Raw genomic sequence first — 26624 nt, 5'->3', positions numbered from 1 at the left:
CATGTCCACGAAGGGAAAACAGCCCATGGCCGACAACGTCCGGCGCGTCGCGGTGATCTCGCTCGGCGGCACCATCGCGATGACCGACCAGACAGACAGCGGCGCGACGCCGACGCTGTCGGCCGACGACCTTGTCGCGGCCGTACCGGGGCTTGCCAGCACGGGGATCCACGTAGAGGTTCACGATTTCCGCCAGCTGCCCGGTGCCTCACTGGCCTTCTCCGACCTGCTCGAACTTGCCGTCAAGGTGGAGACGCTCGGGGTCGACGGCGTGGTAGTCACCCAGGGGACGGACACGATCGAGGAGACCGCGTATCTGCTGGACCTCGTCACCTCCGGGGACACGCCGCTCGTGGTGACCGGCGCCATGCGCAACGCGAGCATGGCGGGAGCAGACGGTCCCGCGAACGTGCTGGCGGCCATCCGGGTCGCGGCCAGCACCGAAGCACGGGGCGCGGGGTGTGTGGTGGTGTTCGCCGAAGAGATCCACGCTGCCCGCTGGGTCCGCAAGACCCATGCCACGAGTCCCACGGCCTTCACCTCGTACCCCGGCCCGATCGGCTACGTCGCAGAGAACCGTGTGCGGCTCACGACACGCCCCAGCACCTTCCCGATGATCGATCCGCATGGTGTCACCGCGCCCGCGCGCACCGCGGTCTTCACCGTCGGGCTCGGAGACGATGGAACGCTCCTGCCCGCCCTGGGCGATCACGTCGACGGCCTGGTGGTCGCGGCGTTCGGAGCCGGGCATGTCCCGATGGCGTGCGTGGACGGGCTCAGCGATCTCGCCAAGCGCATGCCCGTCGTCCTCGCTAGCCGCACCGGATCGGGTCCGGTTCTCCGGCAGACCTATGGCTTTCCCGGCTCCGAGTCCGACCTGCTCGGGCGCGGGCTGATCTCCGGCAGCACGTTGGACCCATTCAAGGCGCGCGTCCTGCTGCAGTTGCTCCTGATGACCGCCGCCGACAAGGACCAGATCGCCCAGGCCTTCAGCACCATCTCGTAACCGCCCCCAAAGCCTCCGGGAACTCATCTTGCGCAGCTACGAACTGACCACTGGTCGGACATTCGCCGTGAATTTCGACCACGGCGACGACTTTTTTCCCACCCTCGCCGCCTTCTGTCGCGAGCAGGGAGTGAAGCAGGGCTACATCCCCATGTTCATCGCAGGATTCGCTGAGGCGGAGATCGTGGGCGCCTGCGAGAAGCTGGAAGATCCCGAAGCCCCGGTGTGGAGCAAGGTCCACGTGGCGGGCGTGGAGGCGATGGGGTGCGGAACTCTCGCGTACGACGCTGAGACAGATACGGTCCTGCCGCACATCCACACCTCGCTGGGAGAGAAGGCGCGCTCCGCTAGCGGATTCACCAGCCATCTGCTTAGTGCCCGCGTCCAGTTCCTCGTTGAGATGTACGTAGTCGAGATCGCCGCACCCACGATGACACGACCGAAGAACCCGAATTTGTACGACGTACCGCTTCTGACCTTTGACGAGTGAGGGACGCGTGTGCCTGCTCTCCGGGCGGCGGGTTGTGGTGCCGACCGTGTGGCGGGAGCCGCGAGCAGGTAGCTGCCCGCCCGGCGGGATTCGCCGGGGTGTTTGTGCAAATCCTCTTGGATTCCGGGCCGGTTCCTGTTCGGATCTTGGGCACGTGCCGTGTGACCGGCGCAGTTGATCCCCGTGAGGCGCGAATTCGGCAGGGAGGTATTGGGTCGTGATGAGCCGTCAGTGGTCGTCTGGCTTTGCGACACGTGTGCCCCAGGGCAGTGCCGGGATCGGCGGGAACGGTACAGTGACCCCCAGCGTTGATCAAAAAGAAAAGTGGCCCCGTCTACCGGCCTTGGACAAGCCGGGAGGGGCCACATGGCCTTCGGACCTTGTAGTGGGGGTCCTGGGGCCTGCCGAGCACCCTTTTTGCAAGAAGGAAGGTGCCGACGTGATCAGGGTACCCGTACCCGTCACCCGACACACCGCACCCCGCCGTGGGGGCAGCAGCCATGCCGGTTGCTGGTCCTTCGACGGGGCGTTCGTGCTGTCCGCGCGCACCCCGGTTCACCCCTCGGTTGAGGGGGGCGGGATGACGTAGGTCTGCGGGGGCGGCGCCCGTACGGGTCTTCATGCCGCCCCGGGTCGCTCAGCTTCAGGTGATTGGGAGTCACCTCGGCTCAGCGCCCATCTGCTACCGGAGAAGGCCTTGGGAGGCCCCTCCGAAGGGATTGTCCGCCCGGTTGGGAGCCGGTTGGACGGTTCGACATCAGGTTTCAGGCCGAAACCAGAAGCACCACTCAGGGGCTTCGTCGTGTCACACGACCGAAGTCCCGTGACTGGAGTCATTGTGCATGACCTCGCTCGGGGTCGCCAGCTTTGGCGTCCCCGTGTACGGCCCTCCCACCCGTCGGAGCGGCCACAAAGTCAGCCCACCGTGGCCGACATCACACGATCTGGTGTCCCCGCCTGGACCAGGTCCGTCCCGAGCAACACCTTTACCCGGTGCGTGCAGGCCGCGGCTGGCTCCGGCGTCAACAGGTCCGTTGCTGCTCGCTGGAATCTGTCCACAGGTGATCTGGTCCATGGTCGCCGGATGGATCATGGTGTGGCTTCTTCCCGGGGTGTCCGATGAGCGCCCTCACGGCGGCGGCCCTGGGTGAGCCCCTCGCCGGCGGTGTTCCGCGACGCCGGTTGCGGTCGGTGCCCGCGCAGGCCGGCCCGGTGCCGGCGCGCGGTCCGGCGCACCCGCTCTCGCTGGGTCGGGATGCCCGGGCGCGGCTGGTTGCCGCGGTACGGACGTTGCTGGACTCCGACGGTCTGGAGGGCGCGTCGGACGCGGTCCGGCTGACGGTGCTGGTGCTGACGTCGCGGACGCCGTCGGAGTCGGGCGTGGTGGAGATCCGTACGCCGGAGCTCGCGCGGTGGCTGGGGCTGTCGGCGTCGTACGTCGCTTCCGAGGTGATTCCGGGACTGCGCCGGTCCGGGCTGGTTTCGGTCCGTACGGCGGAGGGCGAGTTCGGGCAGGACGCCGGGCTGGAGTGCCGGGTGCTCCCGCTGTGGGCCGCGTACGGGGTGGTCGGGCATCCGCTGGCGCTTGAGAAGAAGGAACTGGCCGTGATGCTGCGGCTGTTGGAGGCCGTGATGGCGCCGGGCTGGGCGCACCGGGACGGCACGGTGACCCCGGCCGGGCTGCTCGGACCGCGTACGGGCCGGGGTGCGGCGACCGACCGTCTCGCGCTGCTCCTGCTGGTCCTGGAGTCGCGGGAGAACGGGCGGGTGAGGCAGTGCGGCGGCACCGTGGACACCCAGCGCGGCCGGGCGGCGGCGACGGTGGCCCGACTGCTGGGCTGCAAGGCGTCGGCGGGCGAGCGGGTGCTGGAGCGTCTTGAGGAGCGCGGCCTGGTGGCGCGGGTCCGGGTGCGTACAGCATCCAAGCTGCGTCACCGGACACGGTTGGTGGTGCCTGCGGTCGCGATCGCGCAGGGCCGGGACGGGATCGCCGATGCCCGGGAGGATCGTCTGAAGGTCCCGGAGTCCGGGTTTTTTTCAGACCCCGACGTTGCGGCAGGGGCTAGTGAGGTCTCGCAGCCTCTTTCCCAGTCCCAGGTCAGCGATGTCTTGGTGGCGGGTGGGACGGATGTTGCAGACCCCGATCTTGCGGCAACCCTTCACACTGACCACCCTCCTGTGGGTACTCCTGGCCGTTCTCCTTCTGTCTCTCTTGGGTTTTCCGGCGAAGGCCGTGGTGGGACCAGTGGTCGGCCGGAGCGCGCGGGCACGTGCGAGGACCAGGCCCCGGACCCTGCTGCCGCTGAGCAGCTGCTGGACGGCGGTGACGGTGACCCGCTTCGCGGTGAACAGCATGAGAAGTCCCCGTCGATCAGCGATGTGGGCAACTGCGGGCCGGTGGACGGCACTTCGGTGCGGGCCGGGAACGATGCAGGTCAGGGCAGGCAGCAGCAGGGGAGGGTGGCTCTGCCGCCGAAGGACCTGCGGGTGATCTTGGAACCGGTCCGGACGGTGTGGGAGCGCCTGGAGCGTCGGGGTGCCCGCAAGCTGGTGGAGTCCGCGGCCCGTACCGAGTTGCGCCGGGTGGAGGGTTTCGCGGGCCGGGCCGACGCGCCGCAGGTCCTCGCCGACCGGCTCGCCCGGCGCCTGGACGAGCAGATGCGGCTCGGTGCGCCGATCACGAATCCGGTGGGCTGGCTGGTCAGCCGGGCTCTGCCCCAGCGCCAGCAGTGCGGCGAGAAGCTCTGTGACGACCGCATGCTGCTCGACTCGGGCCGGGACTGTCCGCGGTGTGAGGACCGGCAGGCCGACAGTCGTGCCCAGCGGCACGTGGTCGCGGCCGCCGTCGACGACGCGATGCCGTACGCCTCGCCGGAGGAGCGCCGTACGGCGACCGAGGTGCGGTTGCACGAGGCCGTGACCTCTCAGGCGTGGGCTCGCGAGTACCGGTGGGAGCGGGAGCGCGCCCGGAAGGCAGCGGTTGCCAAGGACCGTGCCGAAGTCGCGGCCGCGTATCCCGCCCTCGATGAGCCGGCCGCGCCGCAGGCCTCCGTTGTGCTGCCCGCTGCCCGCCCGGCGCTCGCCGTACGGGAGCTGGAGGACGTCGTCGTCGACCAGGAGCTGGTCCTCGAGGAACTGAGCCGTGAGCAGGTCGTGGGCTGGCGCAACCGTGCCGCGAAGGACCACCAGGTCGTGTTCGACCACATCGACCGGTACGGCGAGATTTCGGCGAGGCGCCTGTTCACGAGCGTGTTCGTCGATCAGGTCACCCGCCTGTCCCGCCTGGGGCACCTGTCCCTCGGCTACACCACCTGGGAGCAGTCATGAGCAGGCAGTAACTGTCGGACGTCGCCCTGTCCCGGGTCGTGTGGCGGGGGCCGGAAGGGCCGCTGCCGAATGCAAGGATCGAGGCCAAGTGGCCGCGAAATGAAGGAGATTGACGATGCCGAAGAAGCGCAAGAAGGACCGCAAGGCGCCCCGGAAGAGGGCCTCCGTCCGGACCGCCCCAGCTCAGCCCACAGGCCTGCTGGTCGACTGGGACGACGCTCAGGAAGAGGACTCCGGCCCGCTTGAGGCCTTCGCCGAACGGTTTCCCACTCCCGTCGACGCGGTGAAGGCCGTGCAGGCCGGCGAGCGCGTGGAGTGGACAGGTGAGATCGACGGATCGACGATGCGCCACCGTGTCCTTCTGACCGGCGATGGCGCTGCCGCCGTCGAGCAGGCCGTCTTCGTCGGCGGCGTTCTTGAGGAGATCCTGCTGTGTGCGTGGCACCAGGCCGGAGAGCAGGGGCAGGAGGTGCTGGAGGCCGGAGTGCTCTCCGCCCTGGATGACCTGCACACGGCGGTCCGGCCGGTCCTGGAGGCTGAGATCCGCGAGGTTCGTCCCGACTACACCGCCGCTGTTCTGCAGTCCTTCCGCGAAGAGCCGGAACCGCGCGGGCCGGGCATGCCGGTGTTCGGATGGCGTCTCCTCCACCCGGTCGGCCCGGACACCATCTGGGAGGAGACCCGCGATACCGCCGCGTGGAACAGCTCCCAGACCATGGCCAGCTGGCCCAACTACTACGACCACGTCCCCGAGCTCCAGCCGACCGAACTTGCCCGCCTCCTGCGCCAGCACGGTGTCCCGGCCGTGCTCTGCGCGGATTGCGGCAAACCCGTCACCGACCGCCACCCGCGGTGGGCCGGCATCTGGGTCACTCCCGACGTTGAGTGCGGGCCCTTGTGCGGAGATACCGAGGTTCGCGACGCCCGTCTTGTCGGTGCGCAGCCTCTGCTAGGGACGATCGCCGACCAGGAGTTCGGCCTCCCGCATCGTCCCGCTGAGACCACGTGACGGTGGCCTGCCGGTTTGACCGGGCGCCATCTGCACTGTCAGCATGGCGCCCCACAACCACATACAGAGGCGTTCTGCGACCGGGGTGACGCACCACGAGGTCCCTCGCGCAGGGTGCGGCTTTACGGCAGAGGTTTCAGAGGCTCTTCCCAACTCCCTCACCGCCGGCACCAACCCGTTCGTCGGGCATCCGGCGCGGGTTCCGTGACCACCCGGTTTGACCGGATATCACGGGCACTGCCACGATGACGCCCCACAACCGCATGTAGAGGCATCGGACGTTCGAGGTGAGCCGCGCTCCCTCACGTACGGTGCAGGCACCACGGCAAGGTCGATGGCTCCACCAATCCCTCGCCGGCTCCACCGCTCGAAGGCTCCCGCGCCCGGAATCCCGGGCCGGGGGCCTCTTTGTCTCCCCACCCACCCCTGCATGTCCCGTGTTCGAAAGCCCCGGCAGCCGCCGGGGCTTTACCTGTATCCGGAGGTCCCCGTGCCAGATCTTGCGTCTGCCGTGCCCGCCTACGTCCTGCTCGCCGTGCTCGCGGTCATCGTCGTGCTGCTCACCGTGGTCGCCATCGTGGCGCGAGCGGTGGTGGCGAAGGCCCGGCCCGAGGACTTACCGCATGTCCTTCCCGGCCTGGGGCAGGTCCTGGCCGCGCTGGCCCTGTTCCTTCCCTGGGGGCGCGGGGCGCGGGGCCAGACCGTGGCCCCGCCGGTCCCCGTACGGTCCGAGCGCAGAGGAGGCCGACGGCCGCAGGGCTGAAGCCAAGATCAGGCCGTCGGCGGCTGGCTGGAGGAGGAGGCCTGGTCGGAGGGCTGGTCCAGCTGCTGCTGGCGGCGCCGCTGCTCGTTGCGGTGGTCTTCGACGCGCTTGGTGAACTTCTTCAGCGCCTCGTCTTCCTGGTCGGGACCGAACTCGCTGTAGGGGCCGATGCCGAAGGTGACGGCGTTGGCCTCCTCCTCGATGGCGTCGGCGGTCTGCTGGAGGAAGTAGCTGCGCTCGCGGAACTTGTAGTAGCCGGTGAACATCGCGGCCACCGTGATGGCGAAGCTGATGACGGTCAGGGTGACGCTCTGCCAGGTCAGTTCCTTGCCAGTGTCCAGGGCCGCGATCGTGGTCGTGGACGCGGAACCGATCATGATGAGGGTCTGCAGGCTGTTGTGGATCCGCCGGTACTTGCGGCTGTCGGCCTGGTACTGCTCGATCGCGGTGGTGACTTCCTCGCGGTAGAGAGAGCGCCGGTCAGCCAGGTCCGGCCGGTTCTTCGCATTCAGCTTCCACAGGCTCTCCTGTGCGGAGGCGAGCTGCGCCTCCGCACGCTGGAGGGTGGGCAGGTCCCGCCCGGCGAAGCGCACCCCGACCAGCGCCAGCAGGGACATCAGGAGCAGGCTGCCGCAGACCAGATCGCCCAGGACGAACCGCGCCGGGTTGGCCGTGGTGAGCGCGGCGATGCCCGTGCCGATGACGGCGGTGAGTATCGACAGCCAGCTGACCGCCCATCCGGTGCGCCAGATGCGGTCCAGCCGCCGGCGCCGGGCGAGCTTCTCCTGTGTGTCGATGACGAGGTTGGTGGTCACCACGTAGATCCGTTCGTCGGCGTCCCGGATCCGGCGGGGCGCGTCGTCGTCAGGGCTTCGTGCCACGGTCAGCGGGCGAACGCTTCGGTGAGGCGCACGCTGTAGCCGTCCTCTTCCATCAGCACGACGGCGACGCCGAACGGGTCGGGGTGGTCCAGCTCGATGGGAGTGAAGGCGAAGTTCGCCGCGGCCTGGATGGGCGGCACAAGCTCGCCGCCGGGCTGCGGCGCGGGGGCCGGCCGCCAGTCCGGGGCGACCGACGTCCAGCCCTCGGGGCTACGGGAGATGAGCTGCTCGCTGTAGGGGAACTGGTGCAGGACGTGCCCGTCGCGCGTGGCGAGCACCATGTTCAGGCACGGGGCCGGGCCGACGACGGGCAGCTGGCAGGCGGTGGCGATGTCGTGGGTTTCCCAGGCAAGGATGGCCTCGTCCGCGCCGGCTGCCGCCACGATGTTCGCGAGTTCCGCGATCCCGGTGAGCGCGTCCTCGCCGACCTTGATCGGGCGGACCCAGATCATCCCGACCAGTTCGCCGCGCACCAGCGGCATGATGAGCGGGCGCGGCACGGTCCCTTCACCCAGTCCTGCGGTGTACGCGCTCTTCACCACGTCGACCAGCGCGTCCCACATCCGTGCTTCCACGAACTCCCCCTCGCGGTCAGGCTGTTCACGATCACCTGCCCCTGCCACGCAGGTTGTTGCCTGTCAGCGAGATGATCGGCCAGCCGTAGGGCGCGGGTGGCCGAAGGCAGGGTGTGCGCCGCTCAGTAGGGTCGGGGGCACGGGACGAGATCGACTCCGAGGCGGCCTGAGCGGCCTGAGTAGGCCGGTTGGGAAACGGCTACGCGTCGTGCTCTTCGTCGTCGGGGCGCGCGAGATCCTGGTTCAGCGCACGCAACAAGGCGTGAGCGAGGAGGATCGCCGGCAGCACGAACTCCGGACGGTAGGCGTCGGGCGAGGCCTGGTGCGCTCCGAGGTGGCGGTTGAAGGTGTCCTGGGTGGCGCCGGGCCCGAAGGCGCTCCTCAAGCCCGCCAGCACCAGGAAGTGCTTGAACTGCAGGAGAGTGAGGTCGCCCCAGTCGTCCGCGTCGTCCAGGGCGCTGCCGATGGTGCCGTGGTGCCCGGCCTTCGGCGGGTAGGTCACCTGGGGAAAGGTGCGCCTGATCCAGGCGTTGCCGTGCCTCTTCATCGCCGTCTCGAGCACGTTGCCCGCCAGGGCCTGGGCGCCCTCGGTGAAGTCGGCCCGCGCGGTGCGGGTGGCAGCGTTCAAGATGGTGACCATGCCGGTGAGCTCGGGGTGGGTGACGATCTGGAGGCTGGCGTCGACGTCGTCGAGAACGTCGTCCCGGCGCTCGGCAATGAGGGCGTAGCGCTCCGCTCGGGTGCTGAGGGGGAGCAGGGCTTTGACGATCTCGGTCCGTGGTGCCCACACGAGGGACAGCCCGTCGTCCTGGCCCAGGTCCAGGATCGTGTAGAGGTCCTCGGTGTCGAGGCCGCTGAGGTTCGCGGGCAGGAAGAGGGTTGCTGCCGCGGCGAGTTGGTCCAGCAGTGCGCGGGGGAGCGACACACTGCGCACGACGTCGTTGATGCGGCTGTGCCAGTCGTAGATGTCGCTCAGGTCGCTCTGCAGCGCCAGGACCGGCTCGGCGATCGCCCGGTACTGCCGTTGGGCGTCCAGTGCAGCCTGGTAGACCGTGTTACCCGGTCCCATGACGCTGTCGATGGCCCGGCGGGTGGACTCCAGCGCTCGGATCTGGCGGCGGGCGGGCTCAAGCATCTTGTCGATGGAGTTGAGCCAGGCCGCAGTCTCCCGGGCGGACTTCATGAGACCGGACAGGTCGATGTTGGCGCCGGCGCCCTGCCGTGGCTCCGCCTCTTGACCGAAGTCTTCTTCGCCGTCTTCTGCGTCCGGGGTTTCCTCGTCATTCATGCACTCATGATCCCGGCTCTGGCACGGGCGGGCACTCTCATTTGTGGCTGCTGGGCGCAGCGCACGAGGCCGTACGTACGTGCCGGGATGGTGAACTCGCCACCGCAAAGGCTGTTGAGCCGCCGCCCTCGAGCCTCAGGGCTGACTCTGGGGCTCGCTGTATGCCGCAGCCATGTTCGGCTGTAGCCGTGACGCATCCGATGATGCGCGATTCACATGCGATTCGATGCGCGAATTGACGTGCGATTGATGTAGGGTTTCTGTGGAGGTGAGCCCTGTGCCCACTGAGAACGAGTTGCTCAACAACGTGGATGCGTTGCTGGAGCAGGTTGCCCAGGACGATCTGCCGCTGCCCGCTGAGCGCAGGCGTCTGCGCGAGGCTGCCGGGCTGAGCCAGGCCCAGGTTGCGAAGGCGCTCGACACGCGCCGCGAGGCGGTCGGGAACTGGGAGGCCGGCCGGACCGAGCCGCGGCCGCCACAGCGCGCCGCCTATGCCCGACTCTTGGAGAAACTGACCGAACGCTTCCCCGTTCCCGAGAGCGAGGCGGCCAGCAAGCCCGTCGTGCCGGAGACGTTCACCGCCGTACCCGCCCCGGCGGCTCCTGCTCCGTCGGCGCCAGCCGCTGCGAAGACGCCCGCCCGTCCGGCGGCGAGCACGACCAGGCCGTCGTCGACGTCGCGGCGCCCGAGCGCGAAAAAGGCCACGAAGGCAACCACTTCGACGCCGGCTGTGGTCGACCCGCGTTTCGAGAACGGCCCGCTGGCGGTCGTCGACTGCGAGGACGGGCAGGTGTCGGCGTACTGCGTCGGCGGCCTGGTCCTGGACGTGCCCGCCAAGTCGCTGCCCGCACTGGTGGACTGGACGCTTGCCGAGGCGAAGCTCGGTCAGGCCCGCCTGCACCGCAACGGCCGTGACGCTGATCCCGTCCTAGTCCTCACCCCGGCCGCGCTGGAGCGCTACGGTCTGCCCGCCGACCTGTCGGATGAGGAGCGACGCGCGGGCCGGCTCCCGGACAGCCACAAGGTGGTCAAGCAGATCAAGAAGGCCGAACTGCAGCTCACCCAGCGCGGGTTCGGGCCGTGGGCGCGGATCTACCGTGAGCCCGAGGGCTCCAGGCGCCGCTGCGTGCAGCTGTGCATCCCCTCCTGGAACGCCCTGGACGCGCGGGAGTGGGACGACAAGGACGACCCGCAGATCCCGTCCATGCACCCTGCGGACCTCGCCCGGTATCTCGGCATGTACGCGCAGTTGGTGACGACGCCGCGCGGCACCGCGTCGACGACCGGCCTGGAGCTGATGACCGCGCTGCGCCCGCCGACCCGTGCGGAGAAGAACGAGGACACCGGCGAGTTCGAGCGGGCGTTCAACACGGACGCACTCACCGCGGTGTACGACGTCGTGGAGTGCGAGGTCCCGGACGAGCACCCCATCCTCAAGGGGAAGTTCGAGCGCCACCACATGCGGACCCCGGCAGAGATGCTGATGGAGGAGCCGTACGACTGGTGCCGGCCACTGACCGATGACGAGTGCCGGAATCCGTACCTGGTCGCCGTCGACATCAACATGTCCTTCGCGGCGGCCGCCAACGGCCTCACCGTCGGCCTCGGCGGTCCCACCCATCTGAAGAACCGCCCGGCGTTCGACCCGAAGCTGCCCGGCTCGTGGCTGGTCGACCTCAGCCACGTCGACCTCTCCCGCGTGCAGATCAACGGGCGCACCGTCGACGCCGACCGGCTCCCCTCGCCGTTCACGCCGAAGGGCGACCGCCCGATCGGCCCGGCCTGGTACGCGACGCACACCGTGGCGTACGCGGTGGAGCTCGGCTTCGAGGTCGCCCCGATCGAGGCGCACGTGCGCCTCCAGTCCGGCCGCTACCTGGACCCCTGGTACAACCGGCTGCGCGACGCGTACGTGACGGTGATGGCCGACCTCGGTGTCACCACCGCGATGAGCGGCCAGGAGTTCCTGGACGCGATGGCCCGCTCAAGGAGCATCGACCCGACGATGGCGCTGCTGGCGAAGGCGGTCAAGGCGACCGCGAAGGGCGGCATCGGCAAGCTCCGGCAGCGCAACCGGGGCCAGGTGCCGTACTACGAGGAATGGCCGGCGCTGAAGCGGGAGACGTGGCGCCCGGACATCCGGGCCGCCGTGCTCGCGAGCCAGCGGGTCGGCATCCACCGCAAGTTGATGAAGACCGCCGCCGCGGCCGACCTGTACCCGGTCGCGATCGGCACCGACGCCATCGTCTACCCCTCCCCGGGCCCGTCCCCTCTGGACGTACTGCCGTTCACGGACGAGGGCAAGCCGGTGGCGGGTACGTTCCGGCTCGGGGTCTCGCCGGGGATGGTCAAGCACCAGGGCACCCAGACCGTGCTGTGGGCAGAGCAGCAGTTCGAGGAGGCCGGCGCGGTGTTCAACCTGTCCAACCTCATCAAGAACGACCCGACGGCCGGAGAAGGGGAGTAGCCGACCATGACCGACTCGCTCGGGGACAGCCTGGACCAGGCGCTGGAGGGGGCGTTCACCCGCCGCATCCCGCAGAGCGCCCAGGCGCAGATGAAATACCTGGTCAAGCAACTCAAGGGCACCAAGGCTGCTGCCGAGGCCATCGGGACCTCCCAGCGCACCGTGGAGCGGTACGTCGCGGGCAAGTTCAAGCGGCCCCGCCGCGACCTCCGGGACCGCATCGAGCGTGAGGTCAAGAAGCGGTGGCAGCCGCAGATCAGGGCGAAGGCCAAGAAGAAGGCCGCGAGCACCCGCGGCCTAGTCGTCTCCACCCGCGCGCGGTTCGGGTTCACCGCGGCGCCGGGCACGACCGACGACTCCCGGATCCGCGACATCACCCAGGCCCTGCCGCCCCGCTGGGCGGACCGCCTCTTCGAGGCCCGCGACGCCGGCGCCAACGAGGAGCAGCTCCAGCGCATCGCCGCCGAAGGCCTCGCGGAGATGTACTTCCGCAACAACAACACCCGCGCCCACGGCCTGAGCGTGGAGTTCACCGACGTGGAACACATCCAGATCGAGCTGTAGTGCGCTGTGATGTCCGTACAATCGTGACGGGCCCTGATCCATGTACCGGATCAGGGCCCGTTGTCGTGTGTGCCGTGGGGGCTTCGTGGTCAAAGCCCCGATGCACAGCGTCAGTTGCGCATCTGCCGCGCGCTGGTGAGCGCCTTGGCGATCGCGGCGAGGAGCCCGTCGGCGGTGCGGGTCTGCTGCCGGATGCGCACGGCGAGCTCGCCGATCGGGGTGCTGCCGTCGACGGGCAGTCGGGTGTACCCCTGCATGTTCTCGGTGACGTCGCCCACGAGCGTCTCCAGGGGAGGAGACGCTTGCGCGCCGTGGCTCTCGATGTGGGGGATCAGCCGCGTGATCTCGTGGAAGTCGCCGGGGCCAGCGGGGTGCGGCAGGGCAGCGACGCGGCGGACCTCGATGTCGGCGCCGTGCAGCAGGCGGATCAGCGCGTTCAGGTCGTTGTTGGTGGCGTCGGCGGTGCGGTCCCTGTCGTTGCGCCGACCGAGGATGATCCAGCCAACGACGGCGAGGACGATGGTCACCACCAGCCCGATGCCCGTCAGTACGACGGTGGTGGAGCTGGTCCCGAAGATGATCGTCGTGCCGACCTCCGTCGACTTGTCCGTCGCGATGACGATCTCGTCCAAGGTGTGGATCGCGCGGGTGAGGGCGCCGCTCATGGGTGGCTTCTCCTTGAATGTGGCGACGCCCGCCTTCCGAGGAACCGGAAGGCGGGCGATGTTCGCCGGTCCTGTCGTGTTAGTGGCCGCTCCCGTTGCTTCCGTTAGATGGGTGAGGCGTACGGCCAGAACTGAGGCCTGAGGGCCAGAAGTTCACGAGGCTTATAGCCACGAAGGTGCATCCGAGGACGAGCTGGTTCCAGAGCACGGAGAGGATGGCCCCGAGGGCGCTGAGGACTCCGATGCCCACGGCGGTGAAGCGCCTGCGCGGCTCGCCCTTCTGGGAGTCGAGCAGGCGCTGCGGGTACTGAACGACGGTTCCAAGAACGAACAGGAACCTGGCCTGCAGGCCCCTGCGGTGGGGTACTCCGGCCCGGTTGAGGACACTTCGGAGGTACGCCTCGTCACGGCGGCTGCGCTTTGGCCGACGCGCTATTGAATGCAAACTCATGATGGTCGAGTTCCTTGTCGATGGCGTGTGCGTGTGGACTCGGGATGGTTCCAGCGCCAACTGGAGGTAGATCCCGACCGGAGTCCTCGCTGCCCGTCAGCACGGTCATCGAGGACTCGAGACGGGCTCTACTTCTGCGGCTTGGCGCGCTTCACTGAGGCCTTCTTGGGCTTCTTCCGGGTGTCCATCTCGCCATATGACGAGAAGCGGGCCGCCAGTCGCAGATCTGCGAGCGCTATGACATCGGCGTGGATCTTCTTGAGTGCCTGGTTGTGGCAGTTCCGCAGCGCCACCTCGCTCCGGTCAAGGAGTCCGCTGATCGCGTCGTAGGGAAGATCTCGGACGCTGTGCAGGTAGAAGACCATGATCTGGTACGGCGTGAGCGTACGGGTGCACTGCTCGAACAGCTCCTTGAAGTGCAGCGAGTCGTTGAACCCCTCCCACCGGAGCGCTGTCGCCCGGTCACCGAAGAGCTCCATGTTGTCGGCGAGGATCTGCCTGATCTTGGCCTTCCTCCGCTTCCAGATCTGCAGGACCCTGAACCGCGCGATGCCGAAGGCGTACGCGCGCTGGTTGTTCACGCGCGTCCCGCTCACCAACTTGTCGATGAGTGTCTGGTGCACCTCGGAGGTCTCCTCTTCCGCCTCGTGCTCGGAGAGATCGCCTCGCCAGGCGAAGAAGTGGATCAACTCCTTTCGGCGGTCTGCCAGAGCGATGAACTCCGCCTGTACCTCCTTGGGCAGGTCCTCGAACTTCTCGTATTTCTGTGCCCGCTCCGGATCCTGTTGAGCGGGCTCTTCGAGCTCCTCCAGATCCGTCAGGTCCAGGTCGGCCAGCGTCGGCGCCTCATCATCGGACGCCATACGTGGCTCGATGACCTTGGCTCGCTGCTCGGACATGCTGCTGTTCTCACGCATCCGCGATGCTCCACGGTGATCAGGGGGACGGTGGAGCGTGCTCGGGGACGCACCTCTCCGTCCTTTCTGTGGAATCCAGGGCGCGCCGTGTTAGACGGAACAGCAGACAGGTTGCGTGACCTGCATCACACAACCGGGGGGTGCTTGTCGATCGCGCTCTAGTCAGACGCCGCCTTACTGAGGCACCGTCGATGAACCCGACCAACACAACACCCTCAACACACAGGGAGAAACGGTCAGTTGAGTTATCAGCCGCGTGACTTAGAACCCGTCTACACCCCCGCCTCGGGCTACGCCCACTTCGTCCTCTACACCGAGCCGAAGTACGGCATCGTCGGGGCGGCGTGGAACGGCACGGTGTCCATCGAGCGGGAGTCCCCGTACGTGAAGGAGTGGCTGGGCAGGCTCCAGCCGTGCGCGCCGAACCCCTTGCACACGACGCTCGTGGCGTCGGACAAGATCGCCGATCTGTTCCATGCGTGCGTGGACGACGACAAGGACTCCCCGGCGGCGGTCGGCGGATCAGGGTGCGTGTGCTTCAAGACGTTCATGGACCCAGAGTTCGGGCTGCCGGTCGTGGCGGACCACTACCGCACCGTCAGCGGGAACATCGATCAGTGGACCTACAAGGCGTACGCCCCGCTCGATCTGCGGCCGGATGACGAGTTCCACCGCCTGATCATCGACCGACAGAGCGGCATGTTCTGGATCCGCACCCGCGACGGCCTGCTGTCGATCCTGCCGGAGGAGAACGGACGCGCCTACGGCAGCGGTTACGGCGGGGGAGGCCCCTCCGAGCTCGCCCGGTACGTCACCGCGCTCCTGGAATCCGGCGGCGAGGACACCGCTGCCGCGGGCGACCGTCGGCATGGCGCCCAGCCGGACCCGAAGGTCTTCGCCTGGGTGTCCGGCGAGGCCGCCACCCGTACCCAGGAACTGTCGTACGAGGCCCTGGCGGCCATTCAGAGCGGCTGACCTCCCGCTCGCACGCACGAGGCCCCGTACCGGCGCAGCAGCTCGGTGCGGGGCCTCACGCGCGTATCCGCGGGGATCGGATGTGCGTGACGCGACACTGTGTCCAACGCCTCCGTACCGTGCCCGGTTACGCCGCCGGGTCTTCGGAGGAACGGGCAGAGCGCCGGCGGACGACGTCCGGCAGCTCGCGGGAGCGCGCGGCCGGGATGAAGAAGAGGCCTGCCATGCCCAGCCCGGTGATCACGACGCTCAGCAGCCCGGCTGACAGGTCGGGTTCGTCGAACACCGCGACGCCGCAGAACACCGAGGCGACCGCTGTGAACACCAGCGTCGCGGCGATCCACGGCTCCCGCAGCGGCGACGGCGTACGCGCCACCGCGCTCATCCACCAGGTCGTCCCGGCCATCCAGCAGAACAGCACGGCGGCCGACGGCAGCAGCACCGGCGGCACCCAGCGGGCGACATCACCGGCGGGCAGCCGCTGCCCGGTCAGGTAGCCGACCCGCACCAGCCACACCAGATACACCGGTACGGCGACCACGATCAGCACCCACATCGCGATCCGCAGCGCCCACAGCGTGCCCCGCCCGCTCATCGTCCCCCCTCGCTCGCCCGGCCAGGAGGAACGTACTGACGGCGAGCCCGGGCCCGCCAGAACGCGTTCACCGCCACGGGTGGCCGGTTCACCCCTCCTGACGGATCGTCGCCCGTGTGTACGGCACGGCGGGCGAGGAACTCGAGGACGTTGTCGGCGACGGCGAGGTAGTCCCGTCGGGTCCGGTCGGCATCGGCGACCGCGTCGAATCCGTAGACCAGGCGCGCGAGCTCCTCCCGCAGCGGCCGGCCAGTGTCGGCGGGACACCGCAGGTCCCGGTAGCTGTCCTTCGCCATCGCCCCTCCCCAATTCGCCTTGCACGCCAGGATCTCGGGGTGGTGTCGCGCTTATGTCGCACGCCCGGCGAAGGCCGGCGGCACCGGGGCCAGGGTGCTTTCGCGTCCTACGAGGACGTCCGGGAGGCGCGGTGCCGTGCCCACCAGGACAGCCGTGGTGCGGTGGCTGCTCGGACGGCCTGCCCGAACACGTCCAGGGCCGCCTCCAGGCGCGCGGTGTTCTCCACGTCCCCAGCGGCGTTGAGCAGCTGCTCGGTGGCGACGGCGACGGCCGGGTCGGGGTAGCGCATCAGCGGCGCCGCCGCAGCGGCGACCCGGGCGAGCGGTCCCCGTACGGCGGCCACGGTCTGCTTGGTCGCCCGGCGGTCCCAGCTCAACAGTTCCGCCGCATGCCCGAGGCCCGACAGCATGCTCAGCCCGTCCGTGCCGCCCGCGATCCGGGCCCGGGCGGCGCCCCCGGCGAAGGCGAGCGTGGCCAGCAGGAACGACCGCGCCCGCTCAGCCGGACCTTCCCACAGCAGGCGGTTGGCGGCGGCCGTGCCCTGCAGTTCCGCCAACGCCACCGTCATCGCGTCGGCCTGCACCCGCAGAGCGCCGATCTCCGACTGCTGATCCTGACGGTTGCGGGCGCGCACGGTCAGCCACGACGCGAGGACGGCGATGACCGCCCCAGACACGAGCGCACTGTTGGCCAGACTGTCGGCCAGATCGATCAACTTCTCCATGGCCGAAGGCTGACTGCGCACCCGCCCCGATGGCCAGCTCGTTGCGCACCTGACGCACAACACGTACGCGGCTGTTGCCCCAGGTCACCCTGGAGAGTGAACGTCAGGTCAGCCGCCGTCGCCGACGTCGAAGCCATGGTCGAAGCCCCGCAGCAACGGCTCCAGCTCCTGCGCGGCGCCGCACAGCGAGCACAGCTGTGGTGGGAGACCCGGCACTGACCTACGCGAAGAGGGCTTCTGAGCGGAGCAGCCTTAGAGGCTGTTGTCTTTTCGGACGTGATCGCTGCGTTTCCGCTGGTCGGGGATAGGAGCGGTGGTTCCGTGGGAGTGGTGGCCTGTCGGGTCGTCGTTCCCGGGAGGTCGCGGATGCCGTCGGTTGTTGGACTGTTGGAACAGCAGGAGCTCGCTGCTCGTCGTCGAGTCGACGGGTTGCGGGAGGAGGCTGACCGTATCCAGGCCGAGCTGGCCGCGGCCGAGCAGGAATGGCAGGAGTGGGCGATCGCCCGAAGGCGGGTCGATACGGTGCTGGCTCCGGACGGCGACAGCACCGCCGAGGCGGAGGTCACCGAGGATCCGCGGGATGCGGACGCGCAGTCGGCGCCCCGAGATGCGGCGAAGCCGAAGTCGCAGGTGCCGGTGTGGCGTGAGGGGCTGGCCTGGTCGGTGCTGTCGGTGGACTATCAGCGCATCCTGAAGGCGCTCGCGGACCGGGCCCGTCTGCATCAAGGGCCGCTGACCTGCCAGGAGATGGCCGCTGAGTTCGGCATGGATGTGGTGCCGGCACGGGTGGAGGCACTGCGGTCGAAGGCGAAACGCCTGGTCGCCCGCGGCTGGCTGGCCGAGCAGCAGCCGGGCCGGTTCACCCTCGCTGCGGGTGTGGCCGGGCCAGGCGGCGGGTCATGAGCCCGATCATCGACCAGTAGACCATCGCCTCGGCGCTGGCAGTGCGCCGCTCGAAGTCGCGCACCAGGCGGCGACTTCGCATCAGGTGGGCGAAGAGACGCTCGACGATCCACCGCTTGGGCAGCACCACGAACCCCTTGGCGTCGTCGCTGCGCTTGACGATCGAAACGACCAGCGCAAGCGCGGCCAGGCAGTACTCGACGAGACTGCCGGTATAGCCGCCATCAGCCCAGACCAGGGCCAACAGGTGGTGGGCGCCTGCCACTTGCTCAAGCAGGACTTGGGCGGCGGTGCGGTCCCCGACATCCGCGGCCGTGACCATCACCCCCAGCAGCAGGCCGAGCGTGTCGACCACGACATGCCGCTTACAGCCGTTGATCAGCTTGCCGCCGTCGAAGCCGCGACTGTCGGCGCCGACGACGGCGTCCGCCTTGACGGACTGCGAGTCGATCACCCCGGCCGTCGGCTCCGCATCCCGCCCCAGCCGCTCGCGGACCTGGCCGCGCAGCCGGTCGTGGAACTCCTTGACCAGAGCATGGTTACGCCAGCGTCGGAAGAATGCGTAAACCCGGTCCCACGGCGGGAAGTCGGCGGGCATCGCCCGCCACTTGATGCCATTGTCCACGAGATACCGGATCGCATCGAGCATCGTCCGGTGGCAATACGCCTCCGGCCGGCCACCCCGACCGCGCATCCAGCCCGGTACCGGCAGCAGCGGCCGGACGGCCGTCCATTCCTCATCCGTCATGTCCGTCGGATAGCGGCGCTGCCGGGACCCGTTGTCGGCGGCGTTTCCGAACCGGTGAGCCAGGCAGTCACACTCCAGGGCGACCGAACTGGACGGCCCCGCCGTCGGCAGGGAACACTTCGGCACCAGGGCCTCCTGATGTTGCTCGGTGATTCGACACCAACGAGCTGTTCAGGAGGCCCTATCCGTATGCGCCAAGGGCCCCGCGACCACCCGATCGGGACTCCCGTTCGACGCGCATCTCTCAAGATCGGAAAGACAACAGCTACTTACGCACGCAGAGCCTGGCTGGGCCCGTAATCGCCCCGGCCGGGCTCTGTCACACCACCCGCCGTCGGCCAGCAGGCAGGCACGACGTGGGCCCCTATAAGACGACCAGCTGAGAGATGACTCAGGCTCGGAACCCGAGTGAGGCCACGAAGGAGGAGTCCTCCGACTTGTTGAACAGGTGGGTCACAACGAAGTCGTCGTACAGCCCAGGGGGTACTTCGGTGTCGATGCGTACGCGGATGCTGAGGAAAGCGGGCGACGTCTGGTCTGTCAGATCGACGGTGACTTCTTTGTAGTTGTCGTCCGAACCCTTCAAGTGGGCTGTGGCGAGCACTGTCTCGGTGAAGTGGTTCGGCCCCTCTGCATTCGGCCGGTACAGCGTCACCGTGATGAGGTGGCCCGGGTAGGTAGCAAAGGTTTCTGGCTTCGAACGAGTCTTCCGGCCCCGATTAGCGATCTTCGGGGCCTGCTGTGAACGAGTCGATTGGCCCCACCTGAGCCCGTGAGAGCCGTGCGAGGACCTCTGGCTGGCCCAGCACGGCGGCCTGCTGCAGCAGCACCGGCGGCACCCAGCGGGCGACATCGCCGGCGGGCAGCCGCGATGTTGTCGGCGGCGGCGAGGTAGTCCTGGCGGGTCCGGTCGTCGTCGGCGACCGCGTCGAAGCAGTAGACCAGGCGCGCGATCTCCTCCCGCAGAGGCCGCCCGGTGTCGCCGGGAACGCGCAGGTCCCGGTAACTGTCCCTCGTCATCGCCCCTCCCCAGCCGGTTCGTTCGCCAGCATCACGGGACGGTGTCGCGCTTGTGTCGCACACCCTGTCCCGCCGATCGGGGCACTCGTTCAGGACTCCGCTGATGCCCCGCCCTCAGGGGGAGCGGTGTGTTCCGCGCCCCACGGGTAGAGCGCCCATGCCTCGTCCAGGATCGGATTGATGACGGGCCGTCCGTCGGCGAGAGCCCGCAGGGACCATCCGGCTGGCGGTGGCTGCTCGATCCGGGCCAGGATCGCCTCCTCCAGGCTGGGAGTCGTCGCGACGACGGCGTCCTCGAGTTCGTTTGCCGAGGCCACCACCGTGGGCACGTCCGTGGACGGCAGGACGTGGCGGAACTCGGGGGTGTTGACCAGGTGGTACGGCTCCATCGTCATCACGATTCCGAACATCGGCCGATCGTGGGGGATGTGGGCGAACTTCGGGTGCCGGTCCCGGATGAGCTTCGCGGTCCTCGGGATCTGCTCCCCGATGGCCTTGCCCAGCTTCTTGTTCAGCTCTTCGCCGAACGTCTGCTGCGGCCCGAGCCGCAGGCCTGCGGTGGGCCGGGCCGACTTGGCGTCCAGCAGCAGCACGAGACCGGGCAGGACCACGATCCAGTCGACGCTCCTCTTGCCGCCGCCCTTGCCGTAGACGATCTCGTGATGGACCTCGGCATCGGGAAGCAGCCGCAGATGTCGGCCCACGTAATGCTCGAACAGCTCGCCCAGGTCTCCCGCGAACATCTCGAACGCCTTGCTGCCTCTGCCGAAGTGATCCATCCCCGTGTAGTAGAGGCCCATCGGGCTGACCTTGCCCAGCACGGCGGGTGTCACCGGGATCAGGTAGTCGCACCCGAATCCCCGCACCAGGGGCCTGGAGCGCAGCGGGTTCGCCGTGTACCTCCGCATCCGTGGGTCGGAAGAGGTCAGTCCGCCTGCGGCACGGGCGCGTGCCTCCTCTGCCCCCGTGGCGAAGTGCCGTTCGAGCACCGCCTCCACTGCGTCGCGACTCGTGAGCTCCTTGAACACGGCGAGCTCGTTCTCGGGCACCGAGTCCAAGTCGAAGCGGCCCTGCCGGTGGATCGCCACGGTGAACAGCAGCTGCCCCAGCCCCACGTAGTCCGACAGCGGGCAGCCCAGCACGTCCCGCTCCCAGCCGGTGACGAGGGCCTTCAGCGGTTTCGTCGGCTCCGTCTGGACCAGCAGTGCCAGGCTGCGGGCGAGCTCGGAGAAGTCGTCCTCCTGCCAGGTGAACTGCTGCCCGGCCACCCGCAGCAGGTACCCCGCCAGCCGATCGCCGACCGGCAGGTGCCGGTAGACATCGTCCAGCGCCAGGTACTGGGCGAGGATCTCCTCCAGGTCGTCCGCGGCCGCCAGCCGCTGCCGATACTCGTTCCCACGGGTCAGTGACACCCAGGCGGCATCGGCAAAAGCCCACGGCCGGTACAGCACCCCGACGCGTGGGTGCCGGTTCAGCTTCACCGAGGCCTGTTGCCAGTCGGCCTTCGTCGGTACTAGCGAGCTCACCTGCGCGATCAGGGGCAGAAGGGAACTGGGTGGGTGACGGCGGACCCGCTGGACGTACTCGCGGTCGGAGACGGGGAACTTGGGCGAGTGGAGCATGCGCACGATTCTCCTCGCGTCGGCCCGCCGAACCGGACGCATTTTCCTGAGGAGGGCCGGGGTCAGCGGGCGCGGGTGACCTCGATCGGGCTGTTGGGACAGCCGGCGAGGACGTCGGCGAGAACGGTCTGTTCGGCGGGGTCGACGGTCAGGTTCCAGCGGGTTTTGATGGCGATCCAGTCGGTGGCGTACGTGCAGCGGTAGCCGGCCGCCGGGGGCTGCCAGGTGGCCGGGTCCTGGTCCGACTTCGAGCGGTTGCTGGTGGCGGACACCGCGATCAGCGCGCGGGCGTCTCCGAGGTCGTTGGCGTAGGCCTGGCGTTCGGCCGCTGTCCACGTGGAGGCGCCGGAGTCCCAGGATTCGGCGAGCGGGACCAGGTGGTCGATGTCGAGAGCGCGGGCCTGCGTGAAGTACATGTCGTCGTACGGGGAGTACCAGGACCCGCCGGTCAGCACGCAGTTGGAGTCCTGGGCGGGCGCGATGACGGCCTCCTCCAGGAGGACCTCCTGCCTGGTGTTGCACGAGTCGCGGTCGGCGTCGACCCAGTGGCGGAACTTCGAGCGTTCGTACCCGGTGCGGTCCTCGGTCTGGACGGTCAGGGCGTGGAGGGCGTCGCGTACGGGCAGGGCGACGGTGTCGCCGGGGGCGGCGGCGTGCGCGGTGGCGGGGGAGAGCAGGACGGTCAGCGCGCAGAACACGGCGGCAGCGGCGCCGGCGGTTCGGGAGCGGGCGGGGTGCAAGGGGCTTCCTCTCGAAGGTCACGGACGGTTCGTGATCTTCGTAGCGGGCGGGCCCGGCACGCTGCCCGGCGATCCGCCGTCGGCTCACCCGTACGGCCGGTAAGTCACACAGGCTCCCCAGCCCCGGGACGAGGCGGAGTGCCATCAGGGAGGTCCGCTGGCCGCGCGGGAGGGGACCCGTGAGGCGGTCGGCCAGAGGGCGGGCGGTGGCACGCTGCCGGGCTGGCGCCGGGCGGGTTCGCTCTCACCACCGCGCGCCCCTCGATCGGGTGACGGCGGATCGGTTCTGCACAGAGGAGGCTGCGGGTGGCGGGAGCGCGTCGTCAGATGTCTGTACAGAAGAGAGCAGAGTGTGACGTCTGACACGAACCAGGCGGTTCTTGAACAGTGAACCTCTCCGCAAGGCCTCGTTTTCCCAGCTCACCAGGCATATTCAGAACACCTGACCCATGAGGGGACTAACGTTCCGCTTACGGTCAAGATCGGTGAGTGACGATTTTCGGGGGTCGCATGAGTTTCAGGCCCTGAAAGTCGACAGGGTGGTGCGTGAGGGCCCAATCAACTGGGCGTTCGCGCGGGCAAGTTGGCCCGCGCTGGATTTCACCGGCCTCGATGGAGAGTCCGGTGCCCGCATCGCATGGAGGACCGTATGGGCAACGGCGACGTCACCACTGACGTATCGCCCCAGGACGGCGGCCACGGCCAGCCCGTCCAGGCCCCTCCCGATCTGCCGCTCGACTTCGAGGCCTTCTATCTGGGGCATCAGGAGTTTTTCCATGACTTCGCGGAGATCCACCTGGGCAGCCGCCGGGTCGCCGAACAGGTGGTCCACCAGGTGTTCCTGGCCATCCTGGGCGGCTGGGACGATCTGCTGCAGCAGGGCGACCTCGAACAGCAGACCCTGGCCGTGCTGCACCGGGGCGTCACCCGCCGCCTCGAAGCCGACGGACGCCCGCCGGCGTTCCTCATCAACGGCCCGATAGCGAAGAACCTGGAAGCGGTCCGCAGCCAGATGGAGCTCAGCAGCAACGCCAACCGCGTGTACGAGGCGATCCTGGATCTGCCGACCCGGCAGTTCACCGTGATCGTCCTGCGCCACCTGCTCGGCTACCCCACCAAGCGGATCGCCCGCTACATGGGCCTGGACACCCGCACCGTCGACTACCACGGCCGCAAGGGCAAGGAGCGCCTGCGCATCCAGCTGCGCCTGCCCGCCACGCCCAGCAAGAGCAAGAAAGGACCGGGACAGTGAGCACCACCATCGACGCCCTCCTGGCCGACGCGCGCCTGCCCACCACGCGGCACGAGGGCTTCGACGTCGGCGCCGCGCTGCGCCGCCTCGCCGCCGACGCGGCCACCGCGTCACCGACGCCGAACCCGGACATGGTCCGCGCCACGGAGGCCGGCCAGCGGCTGTCGGTGGTGTGCCGCTGGGTCCTCAACAAGCCCGACGCCGCCGACCACGTCGACCGCCTCGCCCAGGAACCCGACGAAGTGACCGCGGACCAGCTGGACGTCGACGGCGCCCTCGTCTTCGCGTGCCTGCTCCACCTCACCGACCACCGCGAGAGCGCCCAGTTCTGGTGGCAGCTCGCCGCCGGGGCCGGCCACCGCGCCGCCGCCTACTGCCTGCACCTGCACCACCTCGCCCTCGGCGAGACGCGCGAGGCACGGCACTGGCTCCACGAGGTCACCCACGACGTCCTCGACTCCGACGCCCCCGACAGCGACTTCCTCGCCACCCTGGAAGCCGTCGCGACGTACGTCCGCAGGACCGGCTCCAGCCTCACCAGCCCGCCCACCGGAGGCCTCGAAATGGAAGTCGACCGCCTCGCCACCGACAAGACCGGCTCGTGCATCATCGTCCGGCGCCCCGACCAGCAACTCGCCGACCGACTGCACGACTTCACCCGCCGCTGACCGCCCTGAGCACCTCGGAGGGGCAGCATGTGACGGGCATCACCTCACGGCTGAGCCCACGTCATCTACCTGCACCTTCAGCAGGGCCATGGGCCGCTCGGTTCAACGAAACGGTACGAGACGGAACGAGACGGGACCCGTTGCTGCCCCGGGCTACGACGCCGGAACGGACTGTTCGCGGCCGTCGATACACTCCCTGAACGCGCAGAAGGAGCCCTGAACCCCAACTGGTTTCTCAGGCCACGGTGTTGGGAGGGCTCCCTGCGCGGTGATCCAGCACGCCTATCAACGAGAGGAACTCCGTTGGACGAGAGTAACGCGAAACGCAGGTCGAGGCACCTACTCAAGCGGCTCCACGACACAGGCAGCCACCTGCGCACATGGCTCGGAAGCCATGGACAGGATGTCCAGACTCACTTCCTCCAGGGGGCAGCGACCCGGCTAGGCAGCGGCGCGGTGACCCTGCTCATCCTGTGGTGGGAGACCCGCCACTGACACCGACGGCGGGCCCACTCCGACGGGCCCGCCGTCCTCTTCGGCAACCCGCCCTTCGCGAACTCGTGAACTAGCCGAACCGGGGCGAGCGACTGCGGCCCATCACCCTATTCACGTTCAGTAACAGCACAATCACGTTACAGAATCGGAAGGAGGTGATGCGTCTGCCAGTCTGGTGAAACGCTTGCGCCTTACACCACTGACCGGGGGGCCGTTCATGGCAATTCCACCTCCACCTGTGCCACCGCATGGCGAGCCGCGTGTCACAAAGACACCAGAACACTGGATGGCCGTTGCCGCCCTCATTTCCGCCGTGACTGGAGTCCTCACCTTTTTCGTGGGCTTCATCGGGCTGCCAGCCGCCGGGATCGACTCGCCTGCCGCGAGCGTCGAGACGGCAACAATCACGGCCACAGCCACCGTCACGACAACAGCACCTGCACCTGCACCTTCGGACGCCTCCGGTGCGCCGGCTTCCACTTCCAGCTCTCCTGCGGTGCGCTGGTCCGGTTCGCTCCTCGTCTCAGGTGACTTCAACCTGGACTCGATTCCTCCCCAGGCCGACCTCCCAACTGGCGGCGACATCGCGGTGTTGCAAATCAGTGACGGACAAGAGGCCGAATTGACGAGCTCTAGAGTGGGCTTGGCGGTGGTCCCCAAAGGGGAGAACCCGGATTCCGCAAAATGCGCCCTTCTCGCGCAGACCCAGGGACAGCGCCTCGCAACCCTTTCACTTACTGCGGGAGACAAGGTCTGTTTGATCACCGACGAAGGACGTACGGCACTCGTCACCGTGACTGCCGTGCACCCGCAAGCCGAGAACGCGAGCCTTGACGTCCGCATCTGGCAGAAGACCGACTGATTCCAGAGCCTCGGCTCTGGCCAGCGAATGGCCGGGTGCTGGCCAGTGCGACGGTGGGTAGTTCTCGGGGATGGCGAAGAAGACGAAGAAGAGGTCTGGCTCGGCGGCTGGGCTGGCGCGAGTGACGCGGCAGAAGCTGATCGATGGCTTACCCGGGACCGGCGGGGTGCGGATACGGTTCGCACGGCCGGAGGAGGCCGCTGTGATTACCGCGCTGTTGACGGAGGCGTCCGACGACTTGGAGACGGGGCATCTTGAGTCGCTGGCCGAAGGGCGGTGCGGGACATGGCTGCTGGACGGCCTTGCGGGTGCCCGCCTGGTCGAACCGCTCGTGCGTGCGGCTGCGGCCGATGACATGCAGTCGGCGGCGGCCGCGATGTCACTGCCGTTGGTCGCACAGGACCGTGAGGGGCAGGTCCTCGGGGCGCTGCTGGCCGTCCCGTCCGGCACGGTCATCTCCACAGTCAGCCAACTGCCCGGGCACGGACAGCACGCTCTGCTGTCGATGCTCAAGTACGCGAAGATCAAAGCGGTCGCGGTCAGCAAGGACGCCCGCGGCCGCGGGATCGGGGCCGCCCTGCTGAAGCGGTGCGTGCAGCTGTACTGGCAGCTGGACTACATGCTGCTGTTCGGCGGGTTCGAGACCGGACGCGAGCTCGGTCCGTACTACACGCGCCAGGGCTTCACTGTGCTTCGGCCCGGCCAGACGATCGACGTGGGCACCCTGTTGGCCGGTATGCCGATCCAGCTCGGCTCGGGGCCCGGCGAGACGTTCTTCTACCGGTGGCGTGGCCGCGTCAGATGACAGGTGACGAGCCGTCACCACGCAGCAGATCGGGCCGGACATCGGCCATGGCGAAGGCCCTCGTGAGCCCGGCCACGAGGGCGTCGTCGATGCGGTAGAGCCGTGCTCGCTCTTCCCACTGAAGCAGGGGGCCCGCGCCGTCGGGTCCGAGGCGGCACTGCACCGCCTTGATGCTGGTCAGCGTCCCGCCGATCCGGGACGGGAGGCGATACCGCCCAGTTCGGCGACTACAGCGCAGAGGAGACCACATGTTCACCATCCTTCGGGTGGCGCTCGTCACCCCCGCCACCTTGGACACCGACGCCTACCGGGAGTTCTGCTGGGGCGCCGACCTGGAGCGCACGGACACCGGATACGGGCTGCTCCTGGCCTTCGACAACCACAACGGTGACGAGTTCACCGCGGTCGTCGACGACGTTGTGGCTTTGTAGGTGAGTCTTGAGGCCAGTTGTGGGTGGGTTCTGACTCCAGTGATGTCGGTGGGCAGTTGATGTCGGTGAGTTCTGACTCCACTT

General features: G+C 68.6%; 28 protein-coding genes. 15 read left to right on the top strand and 13 right to left on the bottom strand.

The genetic code is table 11. The annotated features are described in order from the left end of the window. Positions 1 to 25 precede the first annotated feature (25 nt). The 5 genes from ACWDR4_RS41280 (at position 26) to ACWDR4_RS41260 (ending at position 6595) form a co-directional block, all read left to right on the top strand. Positions 26 to 1006, top strand: coding sequence for an asparaginase (locus tag ACWDR4_RS41280; RefSeq protein ID WP_450416217.1), 981 nt, complete (start codon positions 26 to 28; stop codon positions 1004 to 1006). Positions 1007 to 1034: 28 nt separating this feature from the next. Then, positions 1035 to 1496, top strand: coding sequence for a PPC domain-containing DNA-binding protein (locus ACWDR4_RS41275; protein WP_450416215.1), 462 nt, complete (start codon positions 1035 to 1037; stop codon positions 1494 to 1496). 1119 nt (positions 1497 to 2615) lie between these two features. Beyond that, a complete protein-coding gene (locus ACWDR4_RS41270; RefSeq protein ID WP_450416213.1) occupies positions 2616 to 4823 on the top strand; it encodes a hypothetical protein in 2208 nt (735 codons plus the stop codon). 115 nt (positions 4824 to 4938) lie between these two features. Continuing rightward, the gene (locus tag ACWDR4_RS41265) at positions 4939 to 5832 is read left to right on the top strand and encodes a hypothetical protein (protein ID WP_450416212.1); all 894 of its coding nucleotides are present in this window, start codon (positions 4939 to 4941) and stop codon (positions 5830 to 5832) included. Between the two features lie 490 nt (positions 5833 to 6322). Continuing rightward, the gene (locus ACWDR4_RS41260) at positions 6323 to 6595 is read left to right on the top strand and encodes a hypothetical protein (protein ID WP_450416210.1); all 273 of its coding nucleotides are present in this window, start codon (positions 6323 to 6325) and stop codon (positions 6593 to 6595) included. An 8-nt stretch (positions 6596 to 6603) separates the two neighbouring features. Here the strand turns inward: ACWDR4_RS41260 and ACWDR4_RS41255 are convergent, their stop codons facing one another. From ACWDR4_RS41255 to ACWDR4_RS41245, 3 genes are all read right to left on the bottom strand, one after another. Next, complete coding sequence (locus ACWDR4_RS41255) at positions 6604 to 7476, bottom strand: DUF4231 domain-containing protein (RefSeq protein ID WP_450416208.1); 873 nt, start codon at positions 7474 to 7476, stop codon at positions 6604 to 6606. Between the two features lie 2 nt (positions 7477 to 7478). Next, entirely contained in the window at positions 7479 to 8039 is a 561-nt protein-coding gene (locus tag ACWDR4_RS41250) for a hypothetical protein (RefSeq protein ID WP_450416249.1), read from the bottom strand. A gap of 211 nt (positions 8040 to 8250) precedes the next feature. After that, positions 8251 to 9339 (bottom strand): hypothetical protein, encoded by a 1089-nt coding sequence (locus tag ACWDR4_RS41245; RefSeq protein ID WP_450416206.1) that lies wholly within the window; start codon positions 9337 to 9339, stop codon positions 8251 to 8253. Between the two features lie 277 nt (positions 9340 to 9616). Here ACWDR4_RS41245 and tap point away from each other — a divergent pair, with 277 nt between their 5' ends. Next, a complete protein-coding gene (tap, locus tag ACWDR4_RS41240) occupies positions 9617 to 11806 on the top strand; it encodes a telomere-associated protein Tap (RefSeq protein WP_450416204.1) in 2190 nt (729 codons plus the stop codon). A 6-nt stretch (positions 11807 to 11812) separates the two neighbouring features. Continuing rightward, positions 11813 to 12370: a telomere-protecting terminal protein Tpg gene (tpg, locus tag ACWDR4_RS41235; RefSeq protein WP_450416202.1), complete on the top strand. Its 558-nt coding sequence runs from the start codon at positions 11813 to 11815 to the stop codon at positions 12368 to 12370. 110 nt (positions 12371 to 12480) lie between these two features. Here tpg and ACWDR4_RS41230 read toward each other — a convergent pair whose 3' ends face one another. Next, positions 12481 to 13035, bottom strand: coding sequence for a hypothetical protein (locus ACWDR4_RS41230; protein ID WP_450416201.1), 555 nt, complete (start codon positions 13033 to 13035; stop codon positions 12481 to 12483). A 579-nt stretch (positions 13036 to 13614) separates the two neighbouring features. After that, positions 13615 to 14403 (bottom strand): RNA polymerase sigma factor, encoded by a 789-nt coding sequence (locus ACWDR4_RS41225; protein ID WP_450416199.1) that lies wholly within the window; start codon positions 14401 to 14403, stop codon positions 13615 to 13617. A 240-nt stretch (positions 14404 to 14643) separates the two neighbouring features. Here ACWDR4_RS41225 and ACWDR4_RS41220 point away from each other — a divergent pair, with 240 nt between their 5' ends. Next, positions 14644 to 15378: a hypothetical protein gene (locus ACWDR4_RS41220; RefSeq protein WP_450416198.1), complete on the top strand. Its 735-nt coding sequence runs from the start codon at positions 14644 to 14646 to the stop codon at positions 15376 to 15378. 127 nt (positions 15379 to 15505) lie between these two features. On the opposite strand, the gene ACWDR4_RS41215 is transcribed toward ACWDR4_RS41220, so the two are convergent. The 3 genes from ACWDR4_RS41215 to ACWDR4_RS41205 form a co-directional block, all read right to left on the bottom strand. Further along, positions 15506 to 15973 (bottom strand): hypothetical protein, encoded by a 468-nt coding sequence (locus ACWDR4_RS41215; protein WP_450416196.1) that lies wholly within the window; start codon positions 15971 to 15973, stop codon positions 15506 to 15508. Next, positions 15970 to 16269 carry a hypothetical protein gene (locus ACWDR4_RS41210; RefSeq protein ID WP_450416194.1) on the bottom strand — a complete coding sequence of 100 codons (300 nt, stop codon included), beginning with the start codon at positions 16267 to 16269 and terminating at the stop codon, positions 15970 to 15972. The genes ACWDR4_RS41215 and ACWDR4_RS41210 overlap by 4 nt, the downstream gene beginning before the upstream one ends. Positions 16270 to 16376: 107 nt before the next feature. Beyond that, positions 16377 to 16994, bottom strand: a complete 618-nt coding sequence (locus ACWDR4_RS41205) for a hypothetical protein (protein ID WP_450416193.1) — start codon at positions 16992 to 16994, stop codon at positions 16377 to 16379. A gap of 96 nt (positions 16995 to 17090) precedes the next feature. Between ACWDR4_RS41205 and ACWDR4_RS41200 the strand changes: the two genes are divergently transcribed. Next, positions 17091 to 17213 (top strand): hypothetical protein, encoded by a 123-nt coding sequence (locus tag ACWDR4_RS41200; protein ID WP_450416191.1) that lies wholly within the window; start codon positions 17091 to 17093, stop codon positions 17211 to 17213. A 147-nt stretch (positions 17214 to 17360) separates the two neighbouring features. Then, positions 17361 to 17897 (top strand): hypothetical protein, encoded by a 537-nt coding sequence (locus ACWDR4_RS41195; protein WP_450416189.1) that lies wholly within the window; start codon positions 17361 to 17363, stop codon positions 17895 to 17897. Here ACWDR4_RS41195 and ACWDR4_RS41190 read toward each other — a convergent pair. The 4 genes from ACWDR4_RS41190 to ACWDR4_RS41175 form a co-directional block, all read right to left on the bottom strand. Beyond that, on the bottom strand, positions 17854 to 18645 hold the full coding sequence (locus ACWDR4_RS41190; protein WP_450416188.1) for an IS5 family transposase: 792 nt from the start codon (positions 18643 to 18645) through the stop codon (positions 17854 to 17856). The two genes, ACWDR4_RS41195 and ACWDR4_RS41190, sit on opposite strands and share 44 nt — an antisense overlap. 391 nt (positions 18646 to 19036) lie before the next feature. Then, on the bottom strand, positions 19037 to 19300 hold the full coding sequence (locus tag ACWDR4_RS41185) for a hypothetical protein (protein WP_450416187.1): 264 nt from the start codon (positions 19298 to 19300) through the stop codon (positions 19037 to 19039). Between the two features lie 454 nt (positions 19301 to 19754). Further along, on the bottom strand, positions 19755 to 21287 hold the full coding sequence (locus tag ACWDR4_RS41180) for a hypothetical protein (protein WP_450416186.1): 1533 nt from the start codon (positions 21285 to 21287) through the stop codon (positions 19755 to 19757). Between the two features lie 62 nt (positions 21288 to 21349). Then, a complete protein-coding gene (locus ACWDR4_RS41175) occupies positions 21350 to 22027 on the bottom strand; it encodes an HNH endonuclease family protein (RefSeq protein WP_450416184.1) in 678 nt (225 codons plus the stop codon). A 649-nt stretch (positions 22028 to 22676) separates the two neighbouring features. Here ACWDR4_RS41175 and ACWDR4_RS41170 point away from each other — a divergent pair. The 4 genes from ACWDR4_RS41170 to ACWDR4_RS41155 all read left to right on the top strand — a co-directional run bounded on the left by ACWDR4_RS41170 (position 22677) and on the right by ACWDR4_RS41155 (position 26109). Further along, positions 22677 to 23279, top strand: coding sequence for a sigma-70 family RNA polymerase sigma factor (locus tag ACWDR4_RS41170; protein ID WP_450416248.1), 603 nt, complete (start codon positions 22677 to 22679; stop codon positions 23277 to 23279). Beyond that, positions 23276 to 23947 carry a hypothetical protein gene (locus tag ACWDR4_RS41165; RefSeq protein WP_450416182.1) on the top strand — a complete coding sequence of 224 codons (672 nt, stop codon included), beginning with the start codon at positions 23276 to 23278 and terminating at the stop codon, positions 23945 to 23947. Before ACWDR4_RS41170 ends, ACWDR4_RS41165 begins: the two co-directional genes overlap by 4 nt. A gap of 781 nt (positions 23948 to 24728) precedes the next feature. After that, complete coding sequence (locus ACWDR4_RS41160; RefSeq protein WP_450416181.1) at positions 24729 to 25304, top strand: hypothetical protein; 576 nt, start codon at positions 24729 to 24731, stop codon at positions 25302 to 25304. A gap of 202 nt (positions 25305 to 25506) precedes the next feature. Continuing rightward, on the top strand, positions 25507 to 26109 hold the full coding sequence (locus tag ACWDR4_RS41155; RefSeq protein WP_450416180.1) for a GNAT family N-acetyltransferase: 603 nt from the start codon (positions 25507 to 25509) through the stop codon (positions 26107 to 26109). Here ACWDR4_RS41155 and ACWDR4_RS41150 read toward each other — a convergent pair. Then, complete coding sequence (locus tag ACWDR4_RS41150) at positions 26102 to 26359, bottom strand: hypothetical protein (RefSeq protein ID WP_450416179.1); 258 nt, start codon at positions 26357 to 26359, stop codon at positions 26102 to 26104. The genes ACWDR4_RS41155 and ACWDR4_RS41150 overlap by 8 nt on opposite strands. On the opposite strand from ACWDR4_RS41150, the gene ACWDR4_RS41145 reads away from it, so the two are divergent. Next, positions 26358 to 26540: a hypothetical protein gene (locus ACWDR4_RS41145; RefSeq protein WP_450416177.1), complete on the top strand. Its 183-nt coding sequence runs from the start codon at positions 26358 to 26360 to the stop codon at positions 26538 to 26540. The genes ACWDR4_RS41150 and ACWDR4_RS41145 overlap by 2 nt on opposite strands. Positions 26541 to 26624 lie beyond the last annotated feature (84 nt).

The sequence above is a fragment of the Streptomyces sp. NPDC000878 genome (genome assembly GCF_053599695.1).
Note: the sequence above shows the minus strand (reverse complement) of the source record. Positions and strands in the feature narration are given on the sequence as shown.

Excerpts from the sequence above, each read along its gene's own strand:
- ACWDR4_RS41280 (WP_450416217.1), top strand. The coding sequence starts at position 26 with ATGGCCGACAACGTCCGGCGCGTCGCGGTGATCTCGCTCGGCGGCACC.
- ACWDR4_RS41270 (WP_450416213.1), top strand. The coding sequence starts at position 2,616 with ATGAGCGCCCTCACGGCGGCGGCCCTGGGTGAGCCCCTCGCCGGCGGT.
- ACWDR4_RS41265 (WP_450416212.1), top strand. The coding sequence starts at position 4,939 with ATGCCGAAGAAGCGCAAGAAGGACCGCAAGGCGCCCCGGAAGAGGGCC.
- ACWDR4_RS41250 (WP_450416249.1), bottom strand. The coding sequence starts at position 8,039 with ATGTGGGACGCGCTGGTCGACGTGGTGAAGAGCGCGTACACCGCAGGA.
- ACWDR4_RS41245 (WP_450416206.1), bottom strand. The coding sequence starts at position 9,339 with ATGAATGACGAGGAAACCCCGGACGCAGAAGACGGCGAAGAAGACTTC.
- tpg (WP_450416202.1), top strand. The coding sequence starts at position 11,813 with ATGACCGACTCGCTCGGGGACAGCCTGGACCAGGCGCTGGAGGGGGCG.
- ACWDR4_RS41230 (WP_450416201.1), bottom strand. The coding sequence starts at position 13,035 with ATGAGCGGCGCCCTCACCCGCGCGATCCACACCTTGGACGAGATCGTC.
- ACWDR4_RS41225 (WP_450416199.1), bottom strand. The coding sequence starts at position 14,403 with ATGCGTGAGAACAGCAGCATGTCCGAGCAGCGAGCCAAGGTCATCGAG.
- ACWDR4_RS41215 (WP_450416196.1), bottom strand. The coding sequence starts at position 15,973 with ATGAGCGGGCGGGGCACGCTGTGGGCGCTGCGGATCGCGATGTGGGTG.
- ACWDR4_RS41210 (WP_450416194.1), bottom strand. The coding sequence starts at position 16,269 with ATGGCGAAGGACAGCTACCGGGACCTGCGGTGTCCCGCCGACACTGGC.
- ACWDR4_RS41205 (WP_450416193.1), bottom strand. The coding sequence starts at position 16,994 with ATGGAGAAGTTGATCGATCTGGCCGACAGTCTGGCCAACAGTGCGCTC.
- ACWDR4_RS41195 (WP_450416189.1), top strand. The coding sequence starts at position 17,361 with ATGCCGTCGGTTGTTGGACTGTTGGAACAGCAGGAGCTCGCTGCTCGT.
- ACWDR4_RS41190 (WP_450416188.1), bottom strand. The coding sequence starts at position 18,645 with ATGACGGATGAGGAATGGACGGCCGTCCGGCCGCTGCTGCCGGTACCG.
- ACWDR4_RS41180 (WP_450416186.1), bottom strand. The coding sequence starts at position 21,287 with ATGCTCCACTCGCCCAAGTTCCCCGTCTCCGACCGCGAGTACGTCCAG.
- ACWDR4_RS41170 (WP_450416248.1), top strand. The coding sequence starts at position 22,677 with ATGGGCAACGGCGACGTCACCACTGACGTATCGCCCCAGGACGGCGGC.
- ACWDR4_RS41160 (WP_450416181.1), top strand. The coding sequence starts at position 24,729 with ATGGCCGTTGCCGCCCTCATTTCCGCCGTGACTGGAGTCCTCACCTTT.
- ACWDR4_RS41145 (WP_450416177.1), top strand. The coding sequence starts at position 26,358 with ATGTTCACCATCCTTCGGGTGGCGCTCGTCACCCCCGCCACCTTGGAC.
- ACWDR4_RS41150 (WP_450416179.1), bottom strand. The coding sequence starts at position 26,359 with ATGTGGTCTCCTCTGCGCTGTAGTCGCCGAACTGGGCGGTATCGCCTC.